The organism is Phenylobacterium aquaticum (genome assembly GCF_022695515.1).
Taxonomy (GTDB): Bacteria; Pseudomonadota; Alphaproteobacteria; order Caulobacterales; family Caulobacteraceae; genus Phenylobacterium; species Phenylobacterium aquaticum.
In genome coordinates this window covers 36,566-55,611 of the sequence record NZ_JALDPT010000002.1, presented here as the reverse complement: position 1 = coordinate 55,611, position 19,046 = coordinate 36,566, and the positions used below count along the sequence as shown (strand labels likewise).

The 19,046-nt window shown below is 68.5% G+C and carries 18 protein-coding genes and 2 pseudogenes; 6 read left to right on the top strand and 14 right to left on the bottom strand.

Annotation, left to right across the window (positions count from 1 at the left end):
• The first annotated feature begins 32 nt into the window (after positions 1-32).
• Positions 33-1,178, top strand: a complete 1,146-nt coding sequence (locus MQH10_RS02100; protein ID WP_242562420.1) for a pentapeptide repeat-containing protein — start codon at positions 33-35, stop codon at positions 1,176-1,178.
• Here MQH10_RS02100 and lepA read toward each other — a convergent pair.
• Positions 1,175-2,979 (bottom strand): annotated as a pseudogene (gene lepA / locus MQH10_RS02095) (translation elongation factor 4). The gene MQH10_RS02100 and the pseudogene lepA overlap by 4 nt on opposite strands.
• Before the next feature lie 166 nt (positions 2,980-3,145).
• Here lepA and MQH10_RS02090 point away from each other — a divergent pair.
• Positions 3,146-3,529 (top strand): hypothetical protein, encoded by a 384-nt coding sequence (locus MQH10_RS02090; RefSeq protein ID WP_242562419.1) that lies wholly within the window; start codon positions 3,146-3,148, stop codon positions 3,527-3,529.
• A 122-nt stretch (positions 3,530-3,651) separates the two neighbouring features.
• Entirely contained in the window at positions 3,652-4,296 is a 645-nt protein-coding gene (locus tag MQH10_RS02085) for a DUF1134 domain-containing protein (protein ID WP_242562418.1), read from the top strand.
• On the opposite strand, the gene MQH10_RS02080 is transcribed toward MQH10_RS02085, so the two are convergent.
• A complete protein-coding gene (locus tag MQH10_RS02080) occupies positions 4,293-4,742 on the bottom strand; it encodes a VOC family protein (protein WP_242562417.1) in 450 nt (149 codons plus the stop codon). The two genes, MQH10_RS02085 and MQH10_RS02080, sit on opposite strands and share 4 nt — an antisense overlap.
• 11 nt (positions 4,743-4,753) lie before the next feature.
• Positions 4,754-5,308, bottom strand: coding sequence for a TIGR00645 family protein (locus MQH10_RS02075; RefSeq protein ID WP_242562416.1), 555 nt, complete (start codon positions 5,306-5,308; stop codon positions 4,754-4,756).
• 227 nt (positions 5,309-5,535) lie between these two features.
• On the opposite strand from MQH10_RS02075, the gene MQH10_RS02070 reads away from it, so the two are divergent.
• Entirely contained in the window at positions 5,536-7,857 is a 2,322-nt protein-coding gene (locus MQH10_RS02070; RefSeq protein WP_242562415.1) for a putative bifunctional diguanylate cyclase/phosphodiesterase, read from the top strand.
• 6 nt (positions 7,858-7,863) lie between these two features.
• Here the strand turns inward: MQH10_RS02070 and MQH10_RS02065 are convergent, their stop codons facing one another.
• Positions 7,864-8,370, bottom strand: a complete 507-nt coding sequence (locus tag MQH10_RS02065) for a P-loop NTPase family protein (protein ID WP_242562414.1) — start codon at positions 8,368-8,370, stop codon at positions 7,864-7,866.
• A gap of 34 nt (positions 8,371-8,404) precedes the next feature.
• A complete protein-coding gene (locus tag MQH10_RS02060) occupies positions 8,405-9,187 on the bottom strand; it encodes an SDR family NAD(P)-dependent oxidoreductase (protein ID WP_242562413.1) in 783 nt (260 codons plus the stop codon).
• A 136-nt stretch (positions 9,188-9,323) separates the two neighbouring features.
• Here MQH10_RS02060 and MQH10_RS02055 point away from each other — a divergent pair, with 136 nt between their 5' ends.
• Together MQH10_RS02055 and MQH10_RS02050 are read left to right on the top strand one after the other, a co-directional pair.
• Positions 9,324-9,647 carry an ArsR/SmtB family transcription factor gene (locus MQH10_RS02055; protein ID WP_242562412.1) on the top strand — a complete coding sequence of 108 codons (324 nt, stop codon included), beginning with the start codon at positions 9,324-9,326 and terminating at the stop codon, positions 9,645-9,647.
• Positions 9,647-10,084: an SRPBCC family protein gene (locus MQH10_RS02050; protein ID WP_242562411.1), complete on the top strand. Its 438-nt coding sequence runs from the start codon at positions 9,647-9,649 to the stop codon at positions 10,082-10,084. The genes MQH10_RS02055 and MQH10_RS02050 overlap by 1 nt, the downstream gene beginning before the upstream one ends.
• Here MQH10_RS02050 and pheT read toward each other — a convergent pair.
• The 9 genes and pseudogenes from pheT to infC form a co-directional block, all read right to left on the bottom strand.
• A pseudogene (gene pheT / locus MQH10_RS02045) lies at positions 10,081-12,455 on the bottom strand (phenylalanine--tRNA ligase subunit beta). The gene MQH10_RS02050 and the pseudogene pheT overlap by 4 nt on opposite strands.
• Positions 12,452-12,859 carry an ASCH domain-containing protein gene (locus MQH10_RS02040; RefSeq protein WP_242562410.1) on the bottom strand — a complete coding sequence of 136 codons (408 nt, stop codon included), beginning with the start codon at positions 12,857-12,859 and terminating at the stop codon, positions 12,452-12,454. The pseudogene pheT and the gene MQH10_RS02040 overlap by 4 nt, the downstream one beginning before the upstream one ends.
• Positions 12,859-13,968, bottom strand: a complete 1,110-nt coding sequence (pheS, locus tag MQH10_RS02035) for a phenylalanine--tRNA ligase subunit alpha (RefSeq protein ID WP_242562409.1) — start codon at positions 13,966-13,968, stop codon at positions 12,859-12,861. The genes MQH10_RS02040 and pheS overlap by 1 nt, the downstream gene beginning before the upstream one ends.
• Positions 13,969-14,228: 260 nt before the next feature.
• On the bottom strand, positions 14,229-14,585 hold the full coding sequence (rplT, locus tag MQH10_RS02030; protein WP_242562408.1) for a 50S ribosomal protein L20: 357 nt from the start codon (positions 14,583-14,585) through the stop codon (positions 14,229-14,231).
• Positions 14,586-14,601: 16 nt separating this feature from the next.
• Positions 14,602-14,802: a 50S ribosomal protein L35 gene (rpmI, locus tag MQH10_RS02025; protein ID WP_242562407.1), complete on the bottom strand. Its 201-nt coding sequence runs from the start codon at positions 14,800-14,802 to the stop codon at positions 14,602-14,604.
• Between the two features lie 141 nt (positions 14,803-14,943).
• Positions 14,944-16,140: an MFS transporter gene (locus MQH10_RS02020; protein WP_242562406.1), complete on the bottom strand. Its 1,197-nt coding sequence runs from the start codon at positions 16,138-16,140 to the stop codon at positions 14,944-14,946.
• On the bottom strand, positions 16,137-17,312 hold the full coding sequence (locus tag MQH10_RS02015) for an MFS transporter (protein ID WP_242562405.1): 1,176 nt from the start codon (positions 17,310-17,312) through the stop codon (positions 16,137-16,139). The genes MQH10_RS02020 and MQH10_RS02015 overlap by 4 nt, the downstream gene beginning before the upstream one ends.
• Before the next feature lie 169 nt (positions 17,313-17,481).
• On the bottom strand, positions 17,482-18,264 hold the full coding sequence (locus MQH10_RS02010) for an SDR family NAD(P)-dependent oxidoreductase (RefSeq protein WP_242562404.1): 783 nt from the start codon (positions 18,262-18,264) through the stop codon (positions 17,482-17,484).
• Positions 18,265-18,426: 162 nt separating this feature from the next.
• Positions 18,427-18,948: a translation initiation factor IF-3 gene (gene infC, locus MQH10_RS02005; RefSeq protein WP_242562403.1), complete on the bottom strand. Its 522-nt coding sequence runs from the start codon at positions 18,946-18,948 to the stop codon at positions 18,427-18,429.
• Between the last annotated feature and the right edge of the window lie 98 nt (positions 18,949-19,046).

Sequence of the window (19,046 nt, the reverse complement as noted above, 5' to 3'; positions counted from 1 at the left end):
CAACTCTTTCAGTCACCTTGGCGCGGACACCCATGCCGCACCGTCGCACCCATCTTCAGCCCAAGGCCATCGCCGTCGACGCCGCGTGGTTCGAGGCGATGGTCGTCGCCCATGAATCCTTCATCGCCGGACGGCGGGGCGGGGCCCGCGCCGTGCCCCGCTTCATCGTCGCCCACCGCATGGGCGCGGATCGTCGGGTCCTGGCCGACATCGATTTCACCGGGGCGGACCTGACGGGATCGAGCTTCATCGGCTCGGACCTCAGTCGCGCCGCCCTCTATTGCGCCAATCTGTCGGCCTGCGACCTGCGCGCCTCGAAGCTGGTCCGCGCGGACATGCGGGGCGCGACCTTCGCCGGCGCCCGGCTGGCCGGGGCCGTGCTGGACGAGGCCGACATGCGCGCGGCGATCCTCTGCGCCGCCGATGAGGACTTTGGCCTGAGACGGGTCGGCGGCGCGGGCGGCGCCAGCCTGGCCGGCGGCAGCCTCAACGGCGCCCAGCTGGATGACGCCCAGGCCTTCGCGGTCGATTTCTCCAATTGCTCGCTGAAGGGCGTGCGGCTGCGCAACGCCAATCTGAAGAACGCCAACTTCACCAACGCCAATCTCGACGGGGCCGACTTCGCCGGGGCTCGCCTCACGGGCGTTCAGTTCTCGGGCGCCATCCTGACCAATGTCGATGTGCGCGCCCTTTGCCTCACGCCCAAGGACCTGTCGGGTTGCGTGCTCGATCCGTCGCCAGCGGCTCAGGCCCGCCTGGGCGAGATCGCGGGCGCTTTGGAGGCGGTTGAGCTCTGGGCGCGGTCCGACGGCGGGGAGGCGGCGCCGGCCAGCCTGGACGCCTTCGACCTGCGGCCCGCGACTGACCTGTTCAAAGGCCGACTGCTGGCGGGGCTTGCGGCCCGCGGCGCCGTGGGGGTCGGGCTGGACTTCTCGGGGGCCCAGCTGATGGGCGCCGATTTCGAAGGCGCGGATCTGAGATCGGCCAATTTCACCGGCGCGGACCTGCGCGGCGCCTCGTTCCGCCACGCGCGGCTGTCGCACGCGATCTTCCGCGACGCCAATCTGAAGCCCCTGCAGCTGGTGCACGGCGGAACCCGGCCGGTCACCTTCGCCGGCGCCAGCCTTGAGGGCACGGGACTGGTGCGGGCGCCGCAGCCAGCGCCCCAACCGGCCTAGTCGGCGTCCATCTTCAGGGCGGCGATGAAAGCCTCCTGCGGGATCTCGACCTTGCCGAACTGGCGCATGCGCTTCTTGCCGGCCTTCTGCTTGTCCAGCAGCTTGCGCTTGCGGCTCATGTCGCCGCCGTAGCACTTGGCCGTCACGTCCTTGCGCAGCGCCCGGACAGTTTCGCGGGCGATGATCCGCCCGCCGATGGCCGCCTGGATCGGGATCTGGAACATGTGCGGACTGATCAGGTCCTTCATCTTCTCGACCATTCCGCGGCCGCGGGTCTCGGCCCGGTCGGCGTGGACCAGCATGGAGAGCGCGTCGACCGGCTCGCTGTTCACCAGGATCGACATCTTCACCAGATTGCCGGTCTTGTAGCCCTCGATGGCGTAGTCGAACGAGGCGTAGCCCTTCGAGACGCTCTTCAGCCGGTCATAGAAGTCGAACACCACCTCATTGAGCGGCAGGTCGTAGACGACGAGGGCGCGGCTGCCGACATAGGACAGCTCCCGCTGCTCGCCGCGTCGGTCCTGGCAGAGCTTGATCACCGAGCCGAGATACTCGTCGGGCGTCAGGATGGTGGCCTTGATCCAGGGCTCGGCGATGCTGTCGATCTTGACCGGGTCGGGCAGGTCGGCCGGGTTGTGCAGCTCGATCTCCGAGCCGTCGATCAGCTTGATCTTGTAGACGACGCTGGGGGCCGTCGCGATCAGGTCGAGGTCGAACTCGCGGGAGAGGCGCTCCTGGATGATCTCCAGGTGCAGCAGACCCAGGAACCCGCAGCGGAAGCCGAAGCCGAGCGCGGCCGAGGTCTCCATCTCATAGGTGAAGCTGGCGTCGTTCAGGCGCAGGCGGCCGATGGCGGCGCGCAGGTCCTCGAAATCGGCGGCGTCCACCGGGAACAGGCCGCAGAACACCACGGACTGCGCGACCCGGAAGCCGGGCAGGGCGGTCTCGGTCTGGCGGCGCTCCTCGGTGATGGTGTCGCCGACGGCGGCGTCGGCCACCTGCTTGATCTGGGCGGTGATGTAGCCGATTTCGCCGGGGCCGAGCTCGCCACTTCGGTCTGCTTGGGCTTGAAGACGCCGATCTTGTCGACCTGGTGGGTGACGCCGGCGTTCATCATCCGGACCTTCATGCCGGCCTTGAGCACCCCGTCGATGACCCGGACCAGGACGACGACGCCCAGATAGGGGTCGTACCAGGCGTCGACCAGCAACGCCTTCAGCGGCGCCTCGCGGTCGCCCTTGGGCGGCGGCAGGCGGGTGACCACGGCCTCCAGCACGTCGGCGATGCCTTCGCCGGTCTTGGCCGAGCAGAGGATGGCGTCAGACGCGTCGATGCCGATCACGTCCTCGATCTGCTGCCGCACCCGGTCGGGCTCCGCGGCCGGCAGGTCGATCTTGTTCAGGACCGGGACGATCTCGTGATTGTTGTCGATCGCCTGATAGACGTTGGCCAGCGTCTGGGCCTCGACCCCTTGCGAGGAGTCGACCACCAGGATCGAGCCTTCGCACGCCGCCAGGCTGCGCGAGACCTCATAGGCGAAGTCGACGTGGCCGGGCGTGTCCATCAGGTTCAGGACATAGGTCTCGCCGTTGCGGGCCTTGTAGTCCAGGCGCACGGTCTGGGCCTTGATGGTGATCCCGCGTTCCCGCTCGATCTCCATGTTGTCGAGGACCTGCTCGGTCATCTCGCGCTTGGTCAGGCCGCCCGTCTCCTGGATCAGGCGATCGGACAGCGTGGATTTGCCGTGGTCGATGTGGGCCACGATGGAGAAGTTGCGGATGTGGGAGAGCGGCGTCGTCATGCTGGCCTGCCTCTAGCACATTCGCGGGCCTGTGCGAGCCGTGACGCATCGCCCGGCGTGCGGAACGGCTCCGCCCAATCCGGGGCAGTCACTTGGCGTCGACCCTTGTCATTTGAGACCCGCTCCCGCCCCATTGGCCCTCCAAGAGCAAAAAGGGGGAAACGACATGATGATCGCAGCCATCGCCGCGGCCGGGGCCATGAGCCTGGCGCAAGGCGCCAGCGCCTATTTCTGGGAGAGCCTGGTGTCGTCCGACCAGATCGGATCCTGGGCCTATGATCCGCTGACCGTCAGCGCCTCGGGCGGGGTGAGCCAGGTCACCGTGAAGTTCACGCCCCTGCAGCCCACCGTCTGGCCGGGCAGCACCCAGCCGGTGGCCTATGCGGTCCATCGCTACGCCATCAACTGCGCGGCCAACACCTTCGCCACCCTGGGCGGCGGCAACTACGGCGTGGACGGCTCGGTGGTCAGCCCGGCCCAGGCCGCGCCCTCTCAGCCCGTGCAGGCGGGAAGCTTCATGCCCTATGTGGTCCGCAAGGTCTGCAACTAGGCGACCCGGCCGGGCGGGTCGCATCCCGCCCGGCATGGTTAATCCGCCGTTAAGCCTAGCGCCGCAATGAAGACTCGATGGGATGGGATCGTTTCGACCCAAACCCCGGGAGAGCCTTGTCCATGGATCGTCGCACGCTGATCGTTTCGGCCGCCGCCGCCCTCGGAGCGGCCAGCGCGGCCCGCGCCCAATCCTATCCCGCCGGCACGACCAACATGCCGGTTCAGGGACCGCCCCCGCCGCCCGTGACGCCGACCCCGGCCTATCCCGCGAACGCTCCGGCGGAGACCTTCAGCCGCGAAGAGATCGTCAACAACGTCTCCGACTTCATGGGCGTCACCGCCGAGACGGCGGGCGGCGTGGTCGAGCGGGTGTTCAAGGACAATGGCCGGCCCACCGCCTATATCGCGGGCGAAGAGGGCTCCGGCGCCGTGGGCGTCGGCCTGCGCTATGGCCGCGGCCTGCTCTATATGAAGAACAAGCCCCCGGTGGAGATCTGGTGGCAGGGCCCGTCGGTGGGCTGGGACGTGGGCGGCAACGCCAGCCGGGTGTTCACCCTGTGCTATAACCTCCAGTACCCGGACGTGATCTTCCAGCGTTTCCCCGGCGTCGACGGCTCAGCCTATTTCATCGGCGGTCTGGGCGTGAACTATCAGCGCGCGAACGACATCATCCTGGCTCCGATCCGGGCCGGCGTCGGCATGCGTCTGGGCGCCAATGTCGGCTACCTGTCCTACAGCCGGGCCCGGCACTGGTGGCCGTTCTAGTCGAGCGATCCGTAGACCTTGCCGCCGGCGTCGAACACGCCGCGTCCGGGCACGTGATTGACCTCCAGCCGAACCCCGTCGGGGTCTTCGAACAGGACGGAATAGTAGCCCGGGGCGTAGGCATCCTGCTGCGGGGCGTGGACGATGCGGGCGCCGATCGCGACGAGGAAGGCGTGGACCTCGTCGACGTCGCCCCGCTCGCGGACGCGGAAGCAGATGTGGTGCAGGCCGACCCGCCCCTGAACGAAGCGCTCGCCGGCGTGGCTGGGATCCGGGCGGCGGATCCCCACCCCCGTGCGGCCGCCCACGCAGTAATAGGTGTCGTGGCTTTCAGCGACCTCGCTCAGGCCCAGGAAGGGCAGCAACTGCCTGTAGAAGGCGACTGAGGCCTCGAAGTCGCCGGCGGTGATGAAGGTGTGCGCGACGCCGTTGATCTCCACCGCCATGGCGGCCTCCCTCAGTGTTTCTCGGTCTTCGATGTCACATAGTCCATCACGGCCAGAAGCACGCCGGACGCCACGAAGGTGACGTGGATGCCCACGAGCCACGCGAGGTGGCGGTCCTCGATCGCCTCGCCCTCGGCCAGCTTCATGAAGTCCTTGAGCAAGGCGATGGCCGAGATCGCCACGATGGAGGCGATCAGCTTCATCTTCAGGCCGGAGAAATCCACCGTGCCCATCCAGCTTGGCCGATCCTCATGGTCGCCGGTGTCGATCTTGGAGACGAAGTTCTCGTAGCCCGAGAAGATCACGATCAGCAGCAGGTTGCCGGCCAGTGACAGGTCGATCAGCGACAGGACCATGAGGATCGCCCCTTCGGGGCTCATGGTCATGACGTGGCTGAATTCGACCCACGCCTCGCGGAAGAACACGATGATCAGAACGGCGAGGGCCGCCACCAGGCCCACATAGAAGGGCGCCATCAGCCAGCGGGCGCGGAACAGGCCGGTCTCAAGCCAGCGCTCGACGGCGGGCTTGGCGGAGGGGCGGCGGGGCGCGGGAGTCTGGGTCATGGCCCGGATACTTATGGGGGAATCGCGCTGGAACAAGGCGCCAGGTGATGAGTCTCGACCGGATTCATTACTGTTCACGATCTGTATAGAGTCCCCAATCTGGGCCAGGGCCGAAGAAAAACGCACAACGGCCTGTCGTCTTAAATCAAATTGAACCCCGTTCTGTGACCTTGAGCACGAAGGTCCTCGGCGCCGTCCGCCCAGGCCCACGGGAGCTCGAGGACAGGGTGCAAGCTTTCGCGTCAGGCGATCGGACGCTGTCCTGGCGGGACGTGGCCGGATGGGACGAAGGACTCGACCCCCTGCGGGCCGAGGTCCGGGCCGCCCAGATCGGCGCCATCACCCGCGCCACGCCTCTGATGATGCTGGCCAATATCCTGAACATGGTCATCCTGGTGACCGTGGTCTGGGAGCACATCGCCCCTCTGGAAAGCCTGGGCTGGGCCGCCTCCGTGCTGCTCTGCGTGCTGATCTCGCTCAATGGCTGGCGCTACACCCTGGGCCGTCCGGCGCCCCGCCGGGCGTCGGCCCGCGCCGTGCGCCGCGCCTCCGCCTACGCCTCCCTGCTCGGCGCCCTGTGGGGCGTTGCGCCGGCCCTGTGGTTCTCCCGCGTGGACGGTCTGGACCAGGCGCTGATTTCGGCCCTGGTGGCCGGCATGATGGCGGCCGGCGCCTTCGCCTTGGCCACCGTCCCCACCGCCGCGATCGGCTACATGTCGCTGCTGGGGATCGGCGCGACCATCGCCCTGGTGTGCACCGGCGATCCGGCCGGGATCGCCGTCGGGCTCCTGCTCACCATCTATAGCGGGGTGCTCACCGCCGGCATCATGGGCACGGCCCGGCAGTTTGTGGCCCGGTTCCGGGCCGAGGCGGCGCTGGCCGAACATGGCCAGCTGATCGGCATGCTGCTGCACGACTTCGAGGAGAAGGGCTCCGACTGGCTCTGGCAGATCGACGCCCGGGGCCATCTGATCCATGTGAGCGACCGGATGGCGGACCTGCTCGGCCGCGTGCGGGAAGACCTGATCGGCGCGCCCCTGCTGGAGCTGTTCCGCGTGGAGGGCGTGCGCCCCCTGTCCCAGGCCATGGAGCGTCGTCGTCCGTTCCGTGACCAGCTGACGCCGGTGGAGATCGCCGGCGAACTGCGGTGGTGGTCGCTGTCGGCCAGCCCTGCGCTCGACAAGGACGGCGCCTTCATCGGCTATCGGGGCGTCGGCTCCGACGTCACCGAGCAACAGCGCGCCAAGGCCCAGATCGAGCAGCTGGCGCGCTTCGACGGCCTGACCGGCCTGCTCAACCGCACCCAGTTCCACCAGGAGGTCCGGCGGGTCATCGGTCCCGACAGCCTGGCGCGGCCGGGCTCCGCCGCCCTGCTGTGCCTGGACCTGGACCACTTCAAGGACGTCAATGACACCCTGGGCCACCCGGCGGGCGACGCCCTGCTCTGCGCGGTGGCCGACCGGCTGCGGGGCGTGCTGCGATCCGACGATCTGCTCGCCCGCCTGGGCGGCGACGAGTTCGCGGTCCTGGCGCGCGGCGAGCAGGACTTCGAGGCCCTGGCCGACCGATTGATCGGGGCGATCTGCCCGCCCTACGAGATCGAGGGCGTCGAGGTCAGTGTCGGGGTCAGTATCGGCGTGGCCGTGGTCGGCGAGGACGGGCTGGACGTCGATCACCTGGTGCGCAACGCGGACCTGGCGCTCTATCGCGCCAAGGAGGACGGCAAGGCCCGCGCCCGGCGCTACAATCCCTCCATGCACGCTCTGGCCGAGGAGCGCCGCGCGCTGCAGACCGATCTGCGCCACGCCCTGGAGGCCGACGAGTTCTATCTGGCCTATCAGCCCATTCTCGACACCCGCACCCATCAGGTCGTGGCCTTCGAGACCCTGCTGCGCTGGCGCCATCCCACCCGCGGCGAGGTCTCCCCCGATCGCTTCGTGCCGGCGGCCGAGGAAGCGGGCCTGATCAACATGATCGGAGAATGGGTGCTGCGCCGCGCCTGCGCCGAGGCGGCGAGCTGGCCCGAGCATGTGCGGGTGGCGATCAATGTCTCGCCGGCCCAGGTCATGAACCCCAACCTGACCGGCCTGGTGCTCAGCGCGCTGGCCACCGCGGGCCTGGCCCCCAACCGGCTGGAGCTGGAGGTCACCGAGGCCCTGTTCCTCAAGGAGACCGAGGCGACCCAGGCGGCCCTCCACAAGCTGCGCGCCATCGGGGTGCGGATCGCGCTGGACGACTTCGGCACCGGCTATTCCAGCCTGAGCTATCTGCGCACCTTCCCCTTCGACAAGATCAAGATCGACAAGTCCTTCGTCGAGGGCGCGACCCACCGGCCCGACTGCATCGCCATCATCCGCGCCATCGTCGCCCTGGCCGAGAGCCTGGACATGGTGACGACGGCGGAAGGGGTGGAGACCCAGGCCCAGCTGGATGCGATCAGCGCCATGGGCTGCCGCCAGGTCCAGGGCTTCCTGCTGGCCCGCCCGGCCCCGCTGGCCGAGGCTACGCGCTACGCCTATCACGGCCTGGACGTCGCCCAGGCGGCCTAGACGGGTCTAGCGCGCGCCGGCCAGGAAGCGGGCGACGGCGCGGTCGCCGGCCAATCGCATGACGGGCGTGTGCGGCGCGTGCTCGGCCAGGGCGGCGTCCAGCCGAGGCCGCGTGACCGTGTCGAAGTCCGCTGCATATCGCCAGAGCTCCAGGCTCGGCCGTTCCGGACACCCCTCGCCCATGTCCGGCCGGGTGCGCCCGAAATAGCGGAGCATGCGCCCATAAGCCCGCAGCGCGCACAGCCACACAGGCTGCTCGATCCAGACGATCAGGTCTGTGCGCGGCAGGACGATGTCAGCCGTCCGTCCCAGATTGCCGTCGAATATCCAGGCCGGGGCTGCGGTCAGGTCACGGATGTCGCGCCGGTACTGGTCGGTGTCCGGATCGGTCCAGCCTGGTCGCCAGAACACCTTGTCGGCGTGAATGACCGGCCGCCCGAGCATGTCGCCCAGGCGACGGGCCAGTCGCGACTTGCCGGCCCCGGCGCTCCCTACGATCGCAATACGGTGCATGGGGCCAGGCTAGCGCCCGGCCGGGGGTTTGTCCCTAGCGGGGGGCCATGCGGATCGCGCCATCCAGGCGCACGTCCTCGCCATTGAAATAGGCGTTGGTGATCATGGTCTCGGCGAGCTGGGCGTATTCCTCCGGCTGACCGAGACGCTTGGGGAAGGGGACCTGGGCGGCGAGCGCCGCCTTCACCGCTTCCGGCGCGCGGCCGAGCAGGGGGGTGTCGAAGATGCCGGGCAGGATGGTGTTCACCCGGATCGCCTCGCTGGAGAGGTCGCGGGCGACGGTCAGGGTCATGCCGACAATGCCGGCCTTGGAGGCGGTATAGGCCGCCTGACCGATCTGGCCGTCCTCGGCCGCCACCGAGGCGGTGTTGACGATGGCGCCGCGCTCGCCGTCCTCCATGACATCGAGGGTCAGCATGCCGGCGGCCGACTTGGTGATGCAGCGGAAGGTGCCGATCAGGTTCACCTGGATGATGCGCTCGAAGTTATCGAGCGGATATTCCTTGATCTCGCGGGTCTCGCGGTCGCGGCTGACGGTCTTCACCGAGCCGCCGACGCCGGCGCAATTGACCAGGATGCGTTCCTGGCCGTTGGCGGCGCGGGCCTTGGCGAAGGCGGCGTCAACCTCGGCGGACGAGGTGATGTTGACCTGGCAGAACACCCCGCCCAGCTCCTTGGCCAGGGCCTCGCCCAATTCGGCGTTGAGGTCGAACAGGGCGACCTTGACCCCATGGCTGGCCAGCCGCCGCGCGGTCGCCGCCCCCAGGCCCGAGGCGCCGCCGGTGATCACGGCTGAAATGGTGTTGTCGAGTTTCATGGAACGGCTCCGCCGGGCGTTGAGGTCTGTGGCGGCGGACCAAACACGGCTTTCCGCCTCCCGCCAAGATTCACCCAGCGGAAGGCGCCTGGCCGTCGATTGACTCAATCATAAGTCATGGCTTATGAAATTCGCCATGCACGAGTTCGCGGTGACCCAGCTGATGCGGACGCTGTCGGACCCTACCCGGCGGGCGGTGTTCGAGCGCCTGAGCCGAGAGGGCGAACTGACGGTCGGCGCGCTGACGGAGGGCGCCGGTGTCTCCCAGCCGGCGGTGTCGCAACATCTGGCGGCGTTGAAGATCGCCGGCCTGGTGCGGGAGCGGCGAGAGGGGCGGCGCACTCACTATCGCGTCGAGCCGGCCGGACTGGCGCCCCTGATCGACTGGTTCGCCCACTATTCCACCTTCTGGCCCGAGCGGTTCGACCAGCTCGAAGCCGTGCTCAAGGACATGGACTGATGACCGAAATCCCTGCCCAACGCGCCCTTGTCGAGGAACGCGTCATGGCCCATCCGCCGGAGAAGATCTGGCGGGCGCTGACCACATCCGACCTCATCGCCCGATGGCTGATGGCCAATGATTTCGCGCCTGTCGTGGGACACAGGTTCAACTTCCGCGCCACGCCAATGATGGGCTGGAACGGTGTGACCGACTGCGAGGTGCTGACGCTCGAGCCGCCGCAGCGGCTGGCCTACAGCTGGAACGCCTCCGGCGACCAGGCGGCGGACGGCCTGAAGACCGTCGTCACCTGGACCCTCACGCCCGTCGAGGGCGGGACGCGTGTGCGGATGGAGCAGAGCGGCTTCCGACCCCAGGACGAGGGCGGCTTCCGTGGCATGGGCTCCGGCTGGCCGGGGATCCTGGTGAGGCTGGAGGGGATCGCTGCGGAGCTCTAGCTCCGCAGCTTGCCCCCGACCGCCTTGTCCACCGCGGCCACGATCTTGGCCGACAGGGCCTCGATCTCGGCGTCGGTGAGGGTCTTGTCCTTCGGCTGGAGGATCACCTCGACGGCGACCGACTTGAAGCCCTCCGGCACGCCCTGGCCCTGATAGACGTCGAAGACGCGGGCGTCGGAGATCAGCGCCTTGTCGACCCCCAGGATCGGCCGCGCCACCTCGCCGGCCGCGACCTTGGCCTCGACCAGGAAGGCGAAGTCGCGAGACAGCGGCATGAGCGGGGACAGCTCCAGCGCCGGCTTGGTCTTGGTCGCCTTGCGCTTGGGCTCAGGCAGGACGTCGAGATTGAGCTCGAAGGCGTAGAGCGGGCCCTCGACATCCAGAGCCTTGCAGATGCGCGGATGGATCTCACCGAACTCGGCGACCACGGTCTTGGGGCCGAGCTGCAGGCGGGCCGAGCGGCCCGGATGCCACCAGTCGCTGTTGGCGCCCTGGACAGTCTGCAGGTTGGGGCCGGCGAGCTCCTCCAGCAGGCCCATCAGATCGGCCTTCAGGTCGAACAGCGGATCGGTCTTGGCGCCGTCCCAACGCCGCGGCGCGTGGGGGGCGACGAGGGCCGTGACCGTCGTCACCTGATCTTCCGGCCGGTCGCCGCGATAGAGCGGGCCGATCTCGAACAGGGCGACATCGGGGAAGCCGCGACGGGCGTTGCGGCCCGCCGCCTCGATCAGGTTGGGCAGGGCCGAGGGGCGCATGCAGTCGAGGTCCGAGGCGATCGGGTTGGTGACCACCAGCTCCGGCTGGCCGCCGCCGAACAGCACTGCGGTCTCGCGCTTGGTGAAGCTCCAGGTGATGGTCTCGGCATAGCCGCGGGCGGCCATGGCGCGACGGGCGGTGCGCACCGGCCCTGGCGCACGGTCAGAACGCCGCCGGCCGGCTTGGCGATCTCCGGCAGGGCGGTAGCCGGCAGGGCGCCATAGCCCTCGATGCGCGCCACTTCCTCGACGAGGTCGGCCTTGCCCTCGACGTCGCGCCGCCAGGACGGCGGGGTGATCTGGGTGGGTTCGACCGTGAAGCCGAGGTCGGCCAGGATCTGGTCGATGCGCTCGGGGCCGATCTCCAGGCCCGACAGCTGGCGGACATAGGACCGGTCAAAGGCGATCGGGCCGGGCGCGGCCGGCGCCTCGCCCACGAACACCACTTCCGACGGCTCGCCGCCGCAGAGCTCCAGGATCAGCCGGGTGGCCAGCTCCAGGCCGGGCTTAAGGCTTTCCGGGTCCACGCCGCGGGCGAAGCGGTACTGGGCGTCGGAGGTGATGCCCAGGCTGCGGCCGGTCTGGGCCGTGCGGATGGGGTCGAAATAGGCGCTTTCGACGAAGACCTCGGTGGTCGTCTCGGAACAGCCGGTCGACTCCCCGCCCATGACGCCGCCGAGGCCGATGGCGCCCGAGCCGTCGGCGATCACGCAGATTTCCGAGGTCGCCTCATAGGTCTTGCCGTCGAGGGCCAGGATGGCCTCGCCCGTCGCATGGCCCAGCCGGGCCTTGAGGAAATCGCCCGACAGCTTGGCCGCGTCATAGACGTGCAGCGGCCGGGCCCGATCGTAGGAGATCAGGTTGGTGACATCGACCAGGGCGTTGATCGAGCGCAGACCGACCGAGGCCAGGCGCTGCTGCAGCCAGGCCGGGGAGGGGCCATTCTTCACGCCCTTGATCAGCCGGCCGGCGAAGGCCGGGCAGGCGTCCGTGCCGTCGAGCTTGACGTCTATGGGGCAGGGGAACTTGCCGGGGACGGGGGCGACCGACACGTCCTTCAGCTTGCCGAGGCCGGCGGCCGCCAGGTCGCGGGCGATGCCGACGACGCCCAGCCAGTCGGGGCGGTTGGGGGTGACCTCGAAGTCGATCACGGCTTCCAGCCCGAGCGCCTCGGCGACCGAGGTCCCGACCGCGAGCGTGTCGGGCAGCTCCATGATGCCGTCGGACTCGGTGGCCACTTCCAGCTCGGAGGCCGAGCAGAGCATGCCGTTGGAGACCACGCCGCGCACCGGCTTCTCGACCAGGGTCACGCCCAGGCCCGGCACATAGGCGCCGATGGGGGCGTAGATGGTGGTCAGGCCCGCCCGGGCATTGGGCGCGCCGCAGACGATCTCCTTGCGGCCGTCACGGGTGTCGACCTGACAGACGCGCAGGCGGTCGGCGTTGGGATGCTGGACGGCCTCCACGATCTTGGCGACCGAGAAGGCGGCGAGCTTGGTGGCCGGATCCTCGACATGCTCGACCTCAAGGCCGGCCATGGTCATGGCGTCGACCACCTCCGGCGCGGTCGCCGTGGTGTCCAGGTGCTCTTTGAGCCAGGAGAGGGTGAATTTCATCGGTCGGCTCCTTCGCCGAGAATCTCAATCAGGCGGAAGCGCTCGCACCAGAGCATCATGTCCGGGGCGTATCCGCCGTTGCGGGTGAAATAGCGCTCGTGGGCGCGCCGCCAGCTTTCCAGCGTGCGATCGTCCTCGCCCTCCTGGAAGGCGAACTCGGCGTCCACGGCGTCGAAGCGGCGTTGGGTGAGTTCGAGGGTCTCCAGCACGGCGCGCGGCCGGCCGGCCCCGTCCTCGGCGACCCAGCGCTTGCCGACCTCCGAGCCCTTGAGCCCCTCGGCCACGCTCCAGCAGGTCGCGGTCTTCTTGCCCTCCAGGATGAGGGCGAGAAGCGCGTCCGCGAGGTCCGGACCGTCACCGAAGGGGAACCGGTCGAGATCACGCCAGTCCAGTTCGGTCTGCATCACGACAGCCCCGAAGCCTGGTTGGGCGCGGCGAAGGCCGAGAAGCCGTAGTGGGCCAGCCAGCGGGCGTCGGAGGCGAACATGTCGCGCAGGTCCGGCATGCCGTATTTCAGCACGCCGAGCCGGTCGACCCCGCAGCCGAAGGCGAAGCCCTGCCAGACGTCCGGGTCGAGGCCGCAATTGCGCAGCACATTGGGATGGACCATCCCGCAGCCCAGGATCTCCAGCCAGTCCTCGCCCTGACCGATCTTCACCTCGCCCCCGGAGCGGTCGCACTTCACGTCCATCTCGGCGCTGGGTTCGGTGAAGGGGAAGTGGTGGGGGCGGAAGCGGGTCTCGACCGCCGAGGTCTCGAAGAACCGGGCGATGAAGGTCTCAAGGGTCCACTTCAGGTGGCCCATGTGGATGCCCTTGTCGATCACCAGGCCTTCGATCTGGTGGAACATGGGCGTGTGGGTCTGGTCGGAATCCTTGCGGAAGGTGCGGCCGGGCACGATCACGCGGATCGGCGGTTCCTGGCCGTTGGCGACCCAGGCCGGGACCTTCTCATTGACCGCGTGCATGACGCGGACCTGAACGGGGCTCGTATGGGTGCGCAGCACCTTGCGCTCGCCGTGTTCGTCCTCCGGCAGGAAGAAGGTGTCGTGCATCTCCCGCGCCGGGTGCTTGGGCGGGAAGTTGAGCGCCGTGAAGTTGTTGAAGTCGGTCTCGATGTCCGGACCTTCGGCGACCGAGAAGCCCATCTCGGCGAAGACCGCGATCATCTCGTCCATGACCTGCATGGTCGGATGCACCGAGCCCTTGCGGCGCGGCGGGGCCGGCAGGCTGAGGTCGACCCGCTCGGCGGCCAGACGGGCGTCGAGCTCGGCGGTCTCCAGTTCCGCCTTGCGGGCGGCGATGGCGGTCTGGACGCGGTCGCGCAGGCCGTTGATCTTCGGCCCCTGCTCGCGCCGTTCATCGGGGCTCATGCCGCCGAGGGACTTGAGCAGCTCGGAGATGGAGCCGGACTTGCCGAGCGCCGAGACCCGGACGGTCTCCAGGGCGGCGGCGTCGGCCGCGGCGGCGATAGCGGCCGAGATGTCGGCCTCGAGGGTGGTGATATCGGTCATGACGAAGCGGTTCTTAGATGGGCTGGGCCTTGAGTGGAACCTCTCCTCCCCCGGGAAGCGTAGCGGAACGGGGGAGGGGGACCACGCGACCCGCGTGGTGGAGGGGGCGAGACCGGACGCGGAGCTTGGGGCCGCCCCCACCACCGCCCTTTGGGCGGTCCCCCTCCCCCGCGGGCGGGGGAGGATAGGGAGACAGCAAAAAGCCCTCCGGCGGTTCGGCCGGAGGGCTTTGCAAAGCAGGGGAGAGAACTCCCGAGGCTTTAGGCCAGCGCGGCGCGAACCTTGTCGGCGATGGCCTTGAAACCGACCGGATCAGCGCCCGCGATGTCCGACAGGACTTTGCGGTCGATCTCGATCCCGGCCTTATCAAGGCCGAAGATAAACTGCGAATAGGTGAAGCCCTCGAGACGGGCCGCGGCGTTGATCCGCTGAATCCACAGCGAACGGAAGCTGCGCTTGCGGACCTTGCGGTCGCGGTAGGCGTACTGTCCGGCCTTGTCCACGGCCGCCTTGGCGGTGCGGATGGTGTTCTTGCGGCGCCCGTAGAAGCCCTTGGCCTGAGCCAGAACCTTCTTGTGCTTGGCGTGGGCGGTCACGCCCCTCTTAACGCGAGCCATGTGTCAGTACTCCCGATCAAAGGCCATAGGGCAGGTACGACTTGATGGTCTTGCTATCAGCAGGGCTCATCACTTTCGTACCGCGGTTTTGACGGATGTACTTGGAATTGTGGCTGATCAGGCGGTGGCGCTTGCCGGCGACGCCGGCCTTCAGCTTACCCGTCGCCGTCAGTTTGAAGCGCTTTTTGGCGCCTGACTTCGTCTTCAGTTTGGGCATTTCACGTCGGAGCCTTGCGGCCCCGTCCTCTGGCGTATTGATGAACCGCCATGGCATGCCTTTGGCCAGGCGGTTCCGAAGGGGCGGGTGAATACGTCAAACCCGGCGGGAAGGCAAGGGCGCGGGGGCTCGGTCCTGACGCTAGGCGGCCTGGGGCAGGCGCTTCCAGACCTGCCAGGCCAGCACCAGGGCTGGCAGGATCAGGAGCGCGGTCAGCGCAAAGGGCGCGCCGGGATCGACCAGGGAGAACAGCTGGCCCGCATAGACCGGCCCTCCGATCCGGGCGAGCGCATTGTTGGATATGTTCAGGCCCAGCATCTCGCCCTGGCGATCGGGCGAGGTGGCCTTGGAGATCAGCCCGACCAGGTTCGGGAAGCAGATCGACTGGCCGAAGCCGACAATGGCCAGGCCCAGCACCGCCTGGGGCCAGACCATCGAGCTGAACTGCACCAGCATGCCGACGAACATCAGGCTCAGGCCCGCGATCAGCACCCGCGGCTCGCCAAACCGGCGGACCAGCCAGGAGGTGGCGATCCCCTGGCTGAAGGCGCCGATCACCCCGATCACCACGAAGGCCAGGCCGATCTGCTGCGGCCCCCAGCCGAACCGGGCGGAGGTCCACAGGCCGTAGGTCGCCTCGACGCCTGCGAAGCCGGAGACGATGACGAAGCTGATGATCAGGATGCGGCGGATGATCGGGTCGGCGAAGGCCTCGCCGATCGCCGCCCGGCGGCTGCGGGGGCGGATGTCCGGCGTGCCCGGTCGGGTCTCCGCCACGAAGAACACCACGCCAGCGGCCGAGGCCAGGCCCAGGATCGCGGCGGCGAACAGCGGCAGGTGGAAGCCCACAGCGCCCAGCTTCGGATGGGCCAGGAGGCCGCCGAGCGCCGGGCCAGTCATGAAGCCGAGCGAAAAGGCCGAGCCCATCACCCCCATGCGACCGGCGCGTTTCTCCGGCGGGGTAATGTCGGCCATGCAGCCCTGCAGGGTCGAGATGTTGCCCGAGAAGAAGCCGCTGGCGAAGCGGGCCAGGAAGGCGATCCAGATATTGGGCGAGAAGGCGAGCGCCACATAGCAGAGGGCGGCCGTGGCGATGGTGGCGATCAGCACCGGGCGACGTCCGACCCGGTCCGACAAGCGCCCCCAGAACGGCTCGCCCAGGAACTGGCCGGCCGAGAACATCGAGAACAGGAGGGTGATCTGCCAGGCCTGGGCGTGGAAGGCCTGGCCGAAGAACGGCAGCAGCGGGATCACCACCCCGAACCCCGCAATGTTCAGGAACACCACCGAGAGCAGGACCACCAGGGCCCGCGGGTCGTGATCCCGAACCGGCGTCACGGGGCGGCTTGGTAGGGTTCAGGCCTGGCTGTCGCCCGCCGGGTGGCCGAGAGCGCCAGCAGGATCGCCGGGGCGACCACCAGGGCGCCCAGGATGAACGGGCCGTCGCGGATCACCGGCACCATCAGGCCGGCGCAGACCGGACCCACCACGCGGGCGAGCGCGCCGGTGGCGTTGTTGAGGCCCAGGATCTGGCCCTGGCGATGGGGGTCGGCGGTGCGCGAGATGATCGCGCCGACATTGGGGAAGGCCACCGACTGGCCGGCGGCGGTCATGCACATCAGGCCGATGGTCATGACGCCGTTCACCGACACCACCTGCAGGGCGGCGGCGAGCGCGGTGATCGACATGCCGACCGCCAGCATGGTCCCCTCGCCGAACCGCTCGGACATGCGGCCGGTGACCAGGGTCTGGAAGAAGAAGGCCGTGGCGCCGGTGAAGGCGAAGCAGACGGCGATGTCGCGCGGCCCCCAGCCGAAGCGCGCCTGGGACCACAGGCCGAACTGGGACTCGATGCCGGTGAAGGCGAAGCCGACCAGGAAGGTCAGCAGCATCATCCGGCCGATCACCGGATGCTGCACCACCTCGCCGACCGCCTTCCAGCGGCTGGGGCGATGGCTGATGTTCTGCTCGCGGACGCGGCTTTCCTTGATCACCAGGGCGATGGCGGTGACGCACAGGGCCGCCAGGCCCGAGGCGATGAACAGGGGGATGCGGAAGCCGGCCGGGCCCATGCCCTCATGGGCGAAGAAGCCGCCGACCGAGGGGCCGATGATCAGGCCGACGTTCCAGGCCGCGCCCTGATAGGACATCTGGCGCGCGCGCTTTTCGGGCGGGGTGACGTCGGCGATATAGCCTTGCACCACGGCGCCGTTGCCGGCGGCCAGCCCGCCCACCAGGCGGATGGCGAAGGCCACCCAGATGTTGGGCGCGAAGGCCAGGGCCAGATAGCAGAGGCAGTTGCCCATGATCGTCGAGATCAGCAGGGGCTTTCGCCCGTACTTGTCCGACAGCCGGCCCCAGAAGGGTTCGCCGAAAAAGGCCCCCACGGAATAGGCGCCGAAGATCGCGCCGATCTGCCAGGGCGCCGCATTGAACGACTTGGCGTAGAAGGGCAGCAGCGGAACGATGATTCCGAAGCCCAGCATGTTGATGAAGATGACGGCGATCAACGACGCCGCCGCAAAGCGGGGGGCCGGGGCCTTATACGGCTCGGAGTCAGACATAATGCGGCGGTGTTAAGGGGACCCGCCCGCCGGGGCAAGCCCGACTACGCCGCTTGGTTGTTTCCGCAGACCCGCGCGGAACCCTCCCGCGCGCGGCGGGAGGGCGGGCGCAGTCCTAGAACCGCTGGCCGGCGTCCAGGCGGATGGTCGTGCCGTTCAGAAAATCGTTCTCGACGATGTGGGCCGCCAGGATGGCGTATTCGTCGGGATCGCCCATGCGCTTGGGGTTGAGCACCATCGGACCCCAGTGGGCCTGGGCCTGTTCATCGGTCATACGCGAGGCGTAGGCCAGCGTCAGGAAGGTGCCGGGCGCGATGGCCATGGCGCGGATCCCCAGCGGCGCGAGGTCGCGGGCGACGGTGAGCGTCATGCCGATGATGCCGCCCTTGGCCGCCGAATAGCCGGCCTGGCCGGGCTGGCCCTCATAGCCGGCGATCGAGGCGGTGTTGATGATCACCCCGCGCTGGTTGGAAGCGAGCGGTTCGTTGGCCGCCATGGCCTCGGCCGCCTGGCTGGTCACGGCGAAGGCGCTGTTCAGATAGATGTTCACGGTGTGGGCGAACTGGCTGAGCGCCAGGCGCTTGCCCTCGCGGTTCACGGTGCGGGCAGGACCGGTGGCGCCGGGCGCGGGCGGGCCGCCATGGACGACCACAGCGGCGCGCAGCGGACCCAGGCCGACGGCGGTCTGCACCGCGTTCTCGATCGAGGCCTCGTCCATGATGTCGGTGTGGACGAAGACCGAGCCGTTGCCGAGCTCCTTGGCGAGCGCTTCGCCGCGGTCGGCGTGGACGTCGGCGATCACCACCTTGGCGCCGCGCTGGGCCAGCCGGCGAACCGTGGCGCCGCCGAAGCCGCCGGCGCCGCCCGTGACCAGGGCCGATGCGTTCGTGAGGTCCATCTTGTTTCCTTCCCGGATGTGGTCTTGTCCCGCGATCATGCGGGGCCGGGCGGACCCTCCTCAAGTGTGTCGTCGGGGAAGGGGCGGCAGGTTTTCGACGGCCGAAAAGCAAAACGGCCGCCCCGAGGGACGGCCGTTCGCAAATTCCGGTCCGATCAGATCCTAGCGCGGGGCCAGGATCATGATCATCTGACGGCCTTCCATGCGGGGCTCGTACTCGACCTTGGCCACCGGTTCGAAGTCGACCTTGACCTGCTGGAGCAGCTTCATGCCGAGTTCCGGGTGGGCCAGTTCGCGTCCGCGGAAGCGCAGGGTCACCTTGACCTTGTCGCCCTCCTCGAAGAAGCGGTGCATCGCCTTCGCCTTGACCTCATAGTCATGCGTATCGATGTTGGGGCGGAGCTTGATCTCCTTGATCTCCACCACCTTCTGCCGCTTGCGCGCCTCGTTCTTCTTCTTCTGCTCCTGGAACTTGAACTTGCCGTAGTCCAGGATCTTGCAAACGGGCGGATCCGCGTTGGGCACGATCTCCACGAGGTCGAGACCCGCCTCTTCGGCGGCTTCAAGCGCGGAGGAAGTGGGCATGACGCCCTGCTTCTCACCGTTCTGGTCGATCAGGAGAACGCGGGGAACGCGGATGTCTTCGTTGATGCGCGGCCCGTCCTTGACGGGAGGCGCCTGCATGGGGCGGCGAATAGGTTTTGGCTCCGTGAGCTATTTCAACAAGCATAGGCTCGGCGACGCAGCCGCGTCCCGATCGTGACCCTCTATATGAACGCGGG

Coding starts and splice junctions, on each gene's coding strand:
- pheS (WP_242562409.1), bottom strand. CDS start 13,968: ATGACCGATATCACCACCCTCGAGGCCGACATCTCGGCCGCTATCGCC.
- MQH10_RS02080 (WP_242562417.1), bottom strand. CDS start 4,742: ATGGCGGTGGAGATCAACGGCGTCGCGCACACCTTCATCACCGCCGGC.
- MQH10_RS02010 (WP_242562404.1), bottom strand. CDS start 18,264: ATGGACCTCACGAACGCATCGGCCCTGGTCACGGGCGGCGCCGGCGGC.
- rpmI (WP_242562407.1), bottom strand. CDS start 14,802: ATGCCCAAACTGAAGACGAAGTCAGGCGCCAAAAAGCGCTTCAAACTG.
- MQH10_RS02055 (WP_242562412.1), top strand. CDS start 9,324: ATGCACGAGTTCGCGGTGACCCAGCTGATGCGGACGCTGTCGGACCCT.
- rplT (WP_242562408.1), bottom strand. CDS start 14,585: ATGGCTCGCGTTAAGAGGGGCGTGACCGCCCACGCCAAGCACAAGAAG.
- MQH10_RS02100 (WP_242562420.1), top strand. CDS start 33: ATGCCGCACCGTCGCACCCATCTTCAGCCCAAGGCCATCGCCGTCGAC.
- MQH10_RS02075 (WP_242562416.1), bottom strand. CDS start 5,308: ATGACCCAGACTCCCGCGCCCCGCCGCCCCTCCGCCAAGCCCGCCGTC.
- MQH10_RS02085 (WP_242562418.1), top strand. CDS start 3,652: ATGGATCGTCGCACGCTGATCGTTTCGGCCGCCGCCGCCCTCGGAGCG.
- MQH10_RS02060 (WP_242562413.1), bottom strand. CDS start 9,187: ATGAAACTCGACAACACCATTTCAGCCGTGATCACCGGCGGCGCCTCG.
- MQH10_RS02040 (WP_242562410.1), bottom strand. CDS start 12,859: ATGCAGACCGAACTGGACTGGCGTGATCTCGACCGGTTCCCCTTCGGT.
- MQH10_RS02065 (WP_242562414.1), bottom strand. CDS start 8,370: ATGCACCGTATTGCGATCGTAGGGAGCGCCGGGGCCGGCAAGTCGCGA.
- MQH10_RS02050 (WP_242562411.1), top strand. CDS start 9,647: ATGACCGAAATCCCTGCCCAACGCGCCCTTGTCGAGGAACGCGTCATG.
- infC (WP_242562403.1), bottom strand. CDS start 18,948: ATGCAGGCGCCTCCCGTCAAGGACGGGCCGCGCATCAACGAAGACATC.
- MQH10_RS02090 (WP_242562419.1), top strand. CDS start 3,146: ATGATGATCGCAGCCATCGCCGCGGCCGGGGCCATGAGCCTGGCGCAA.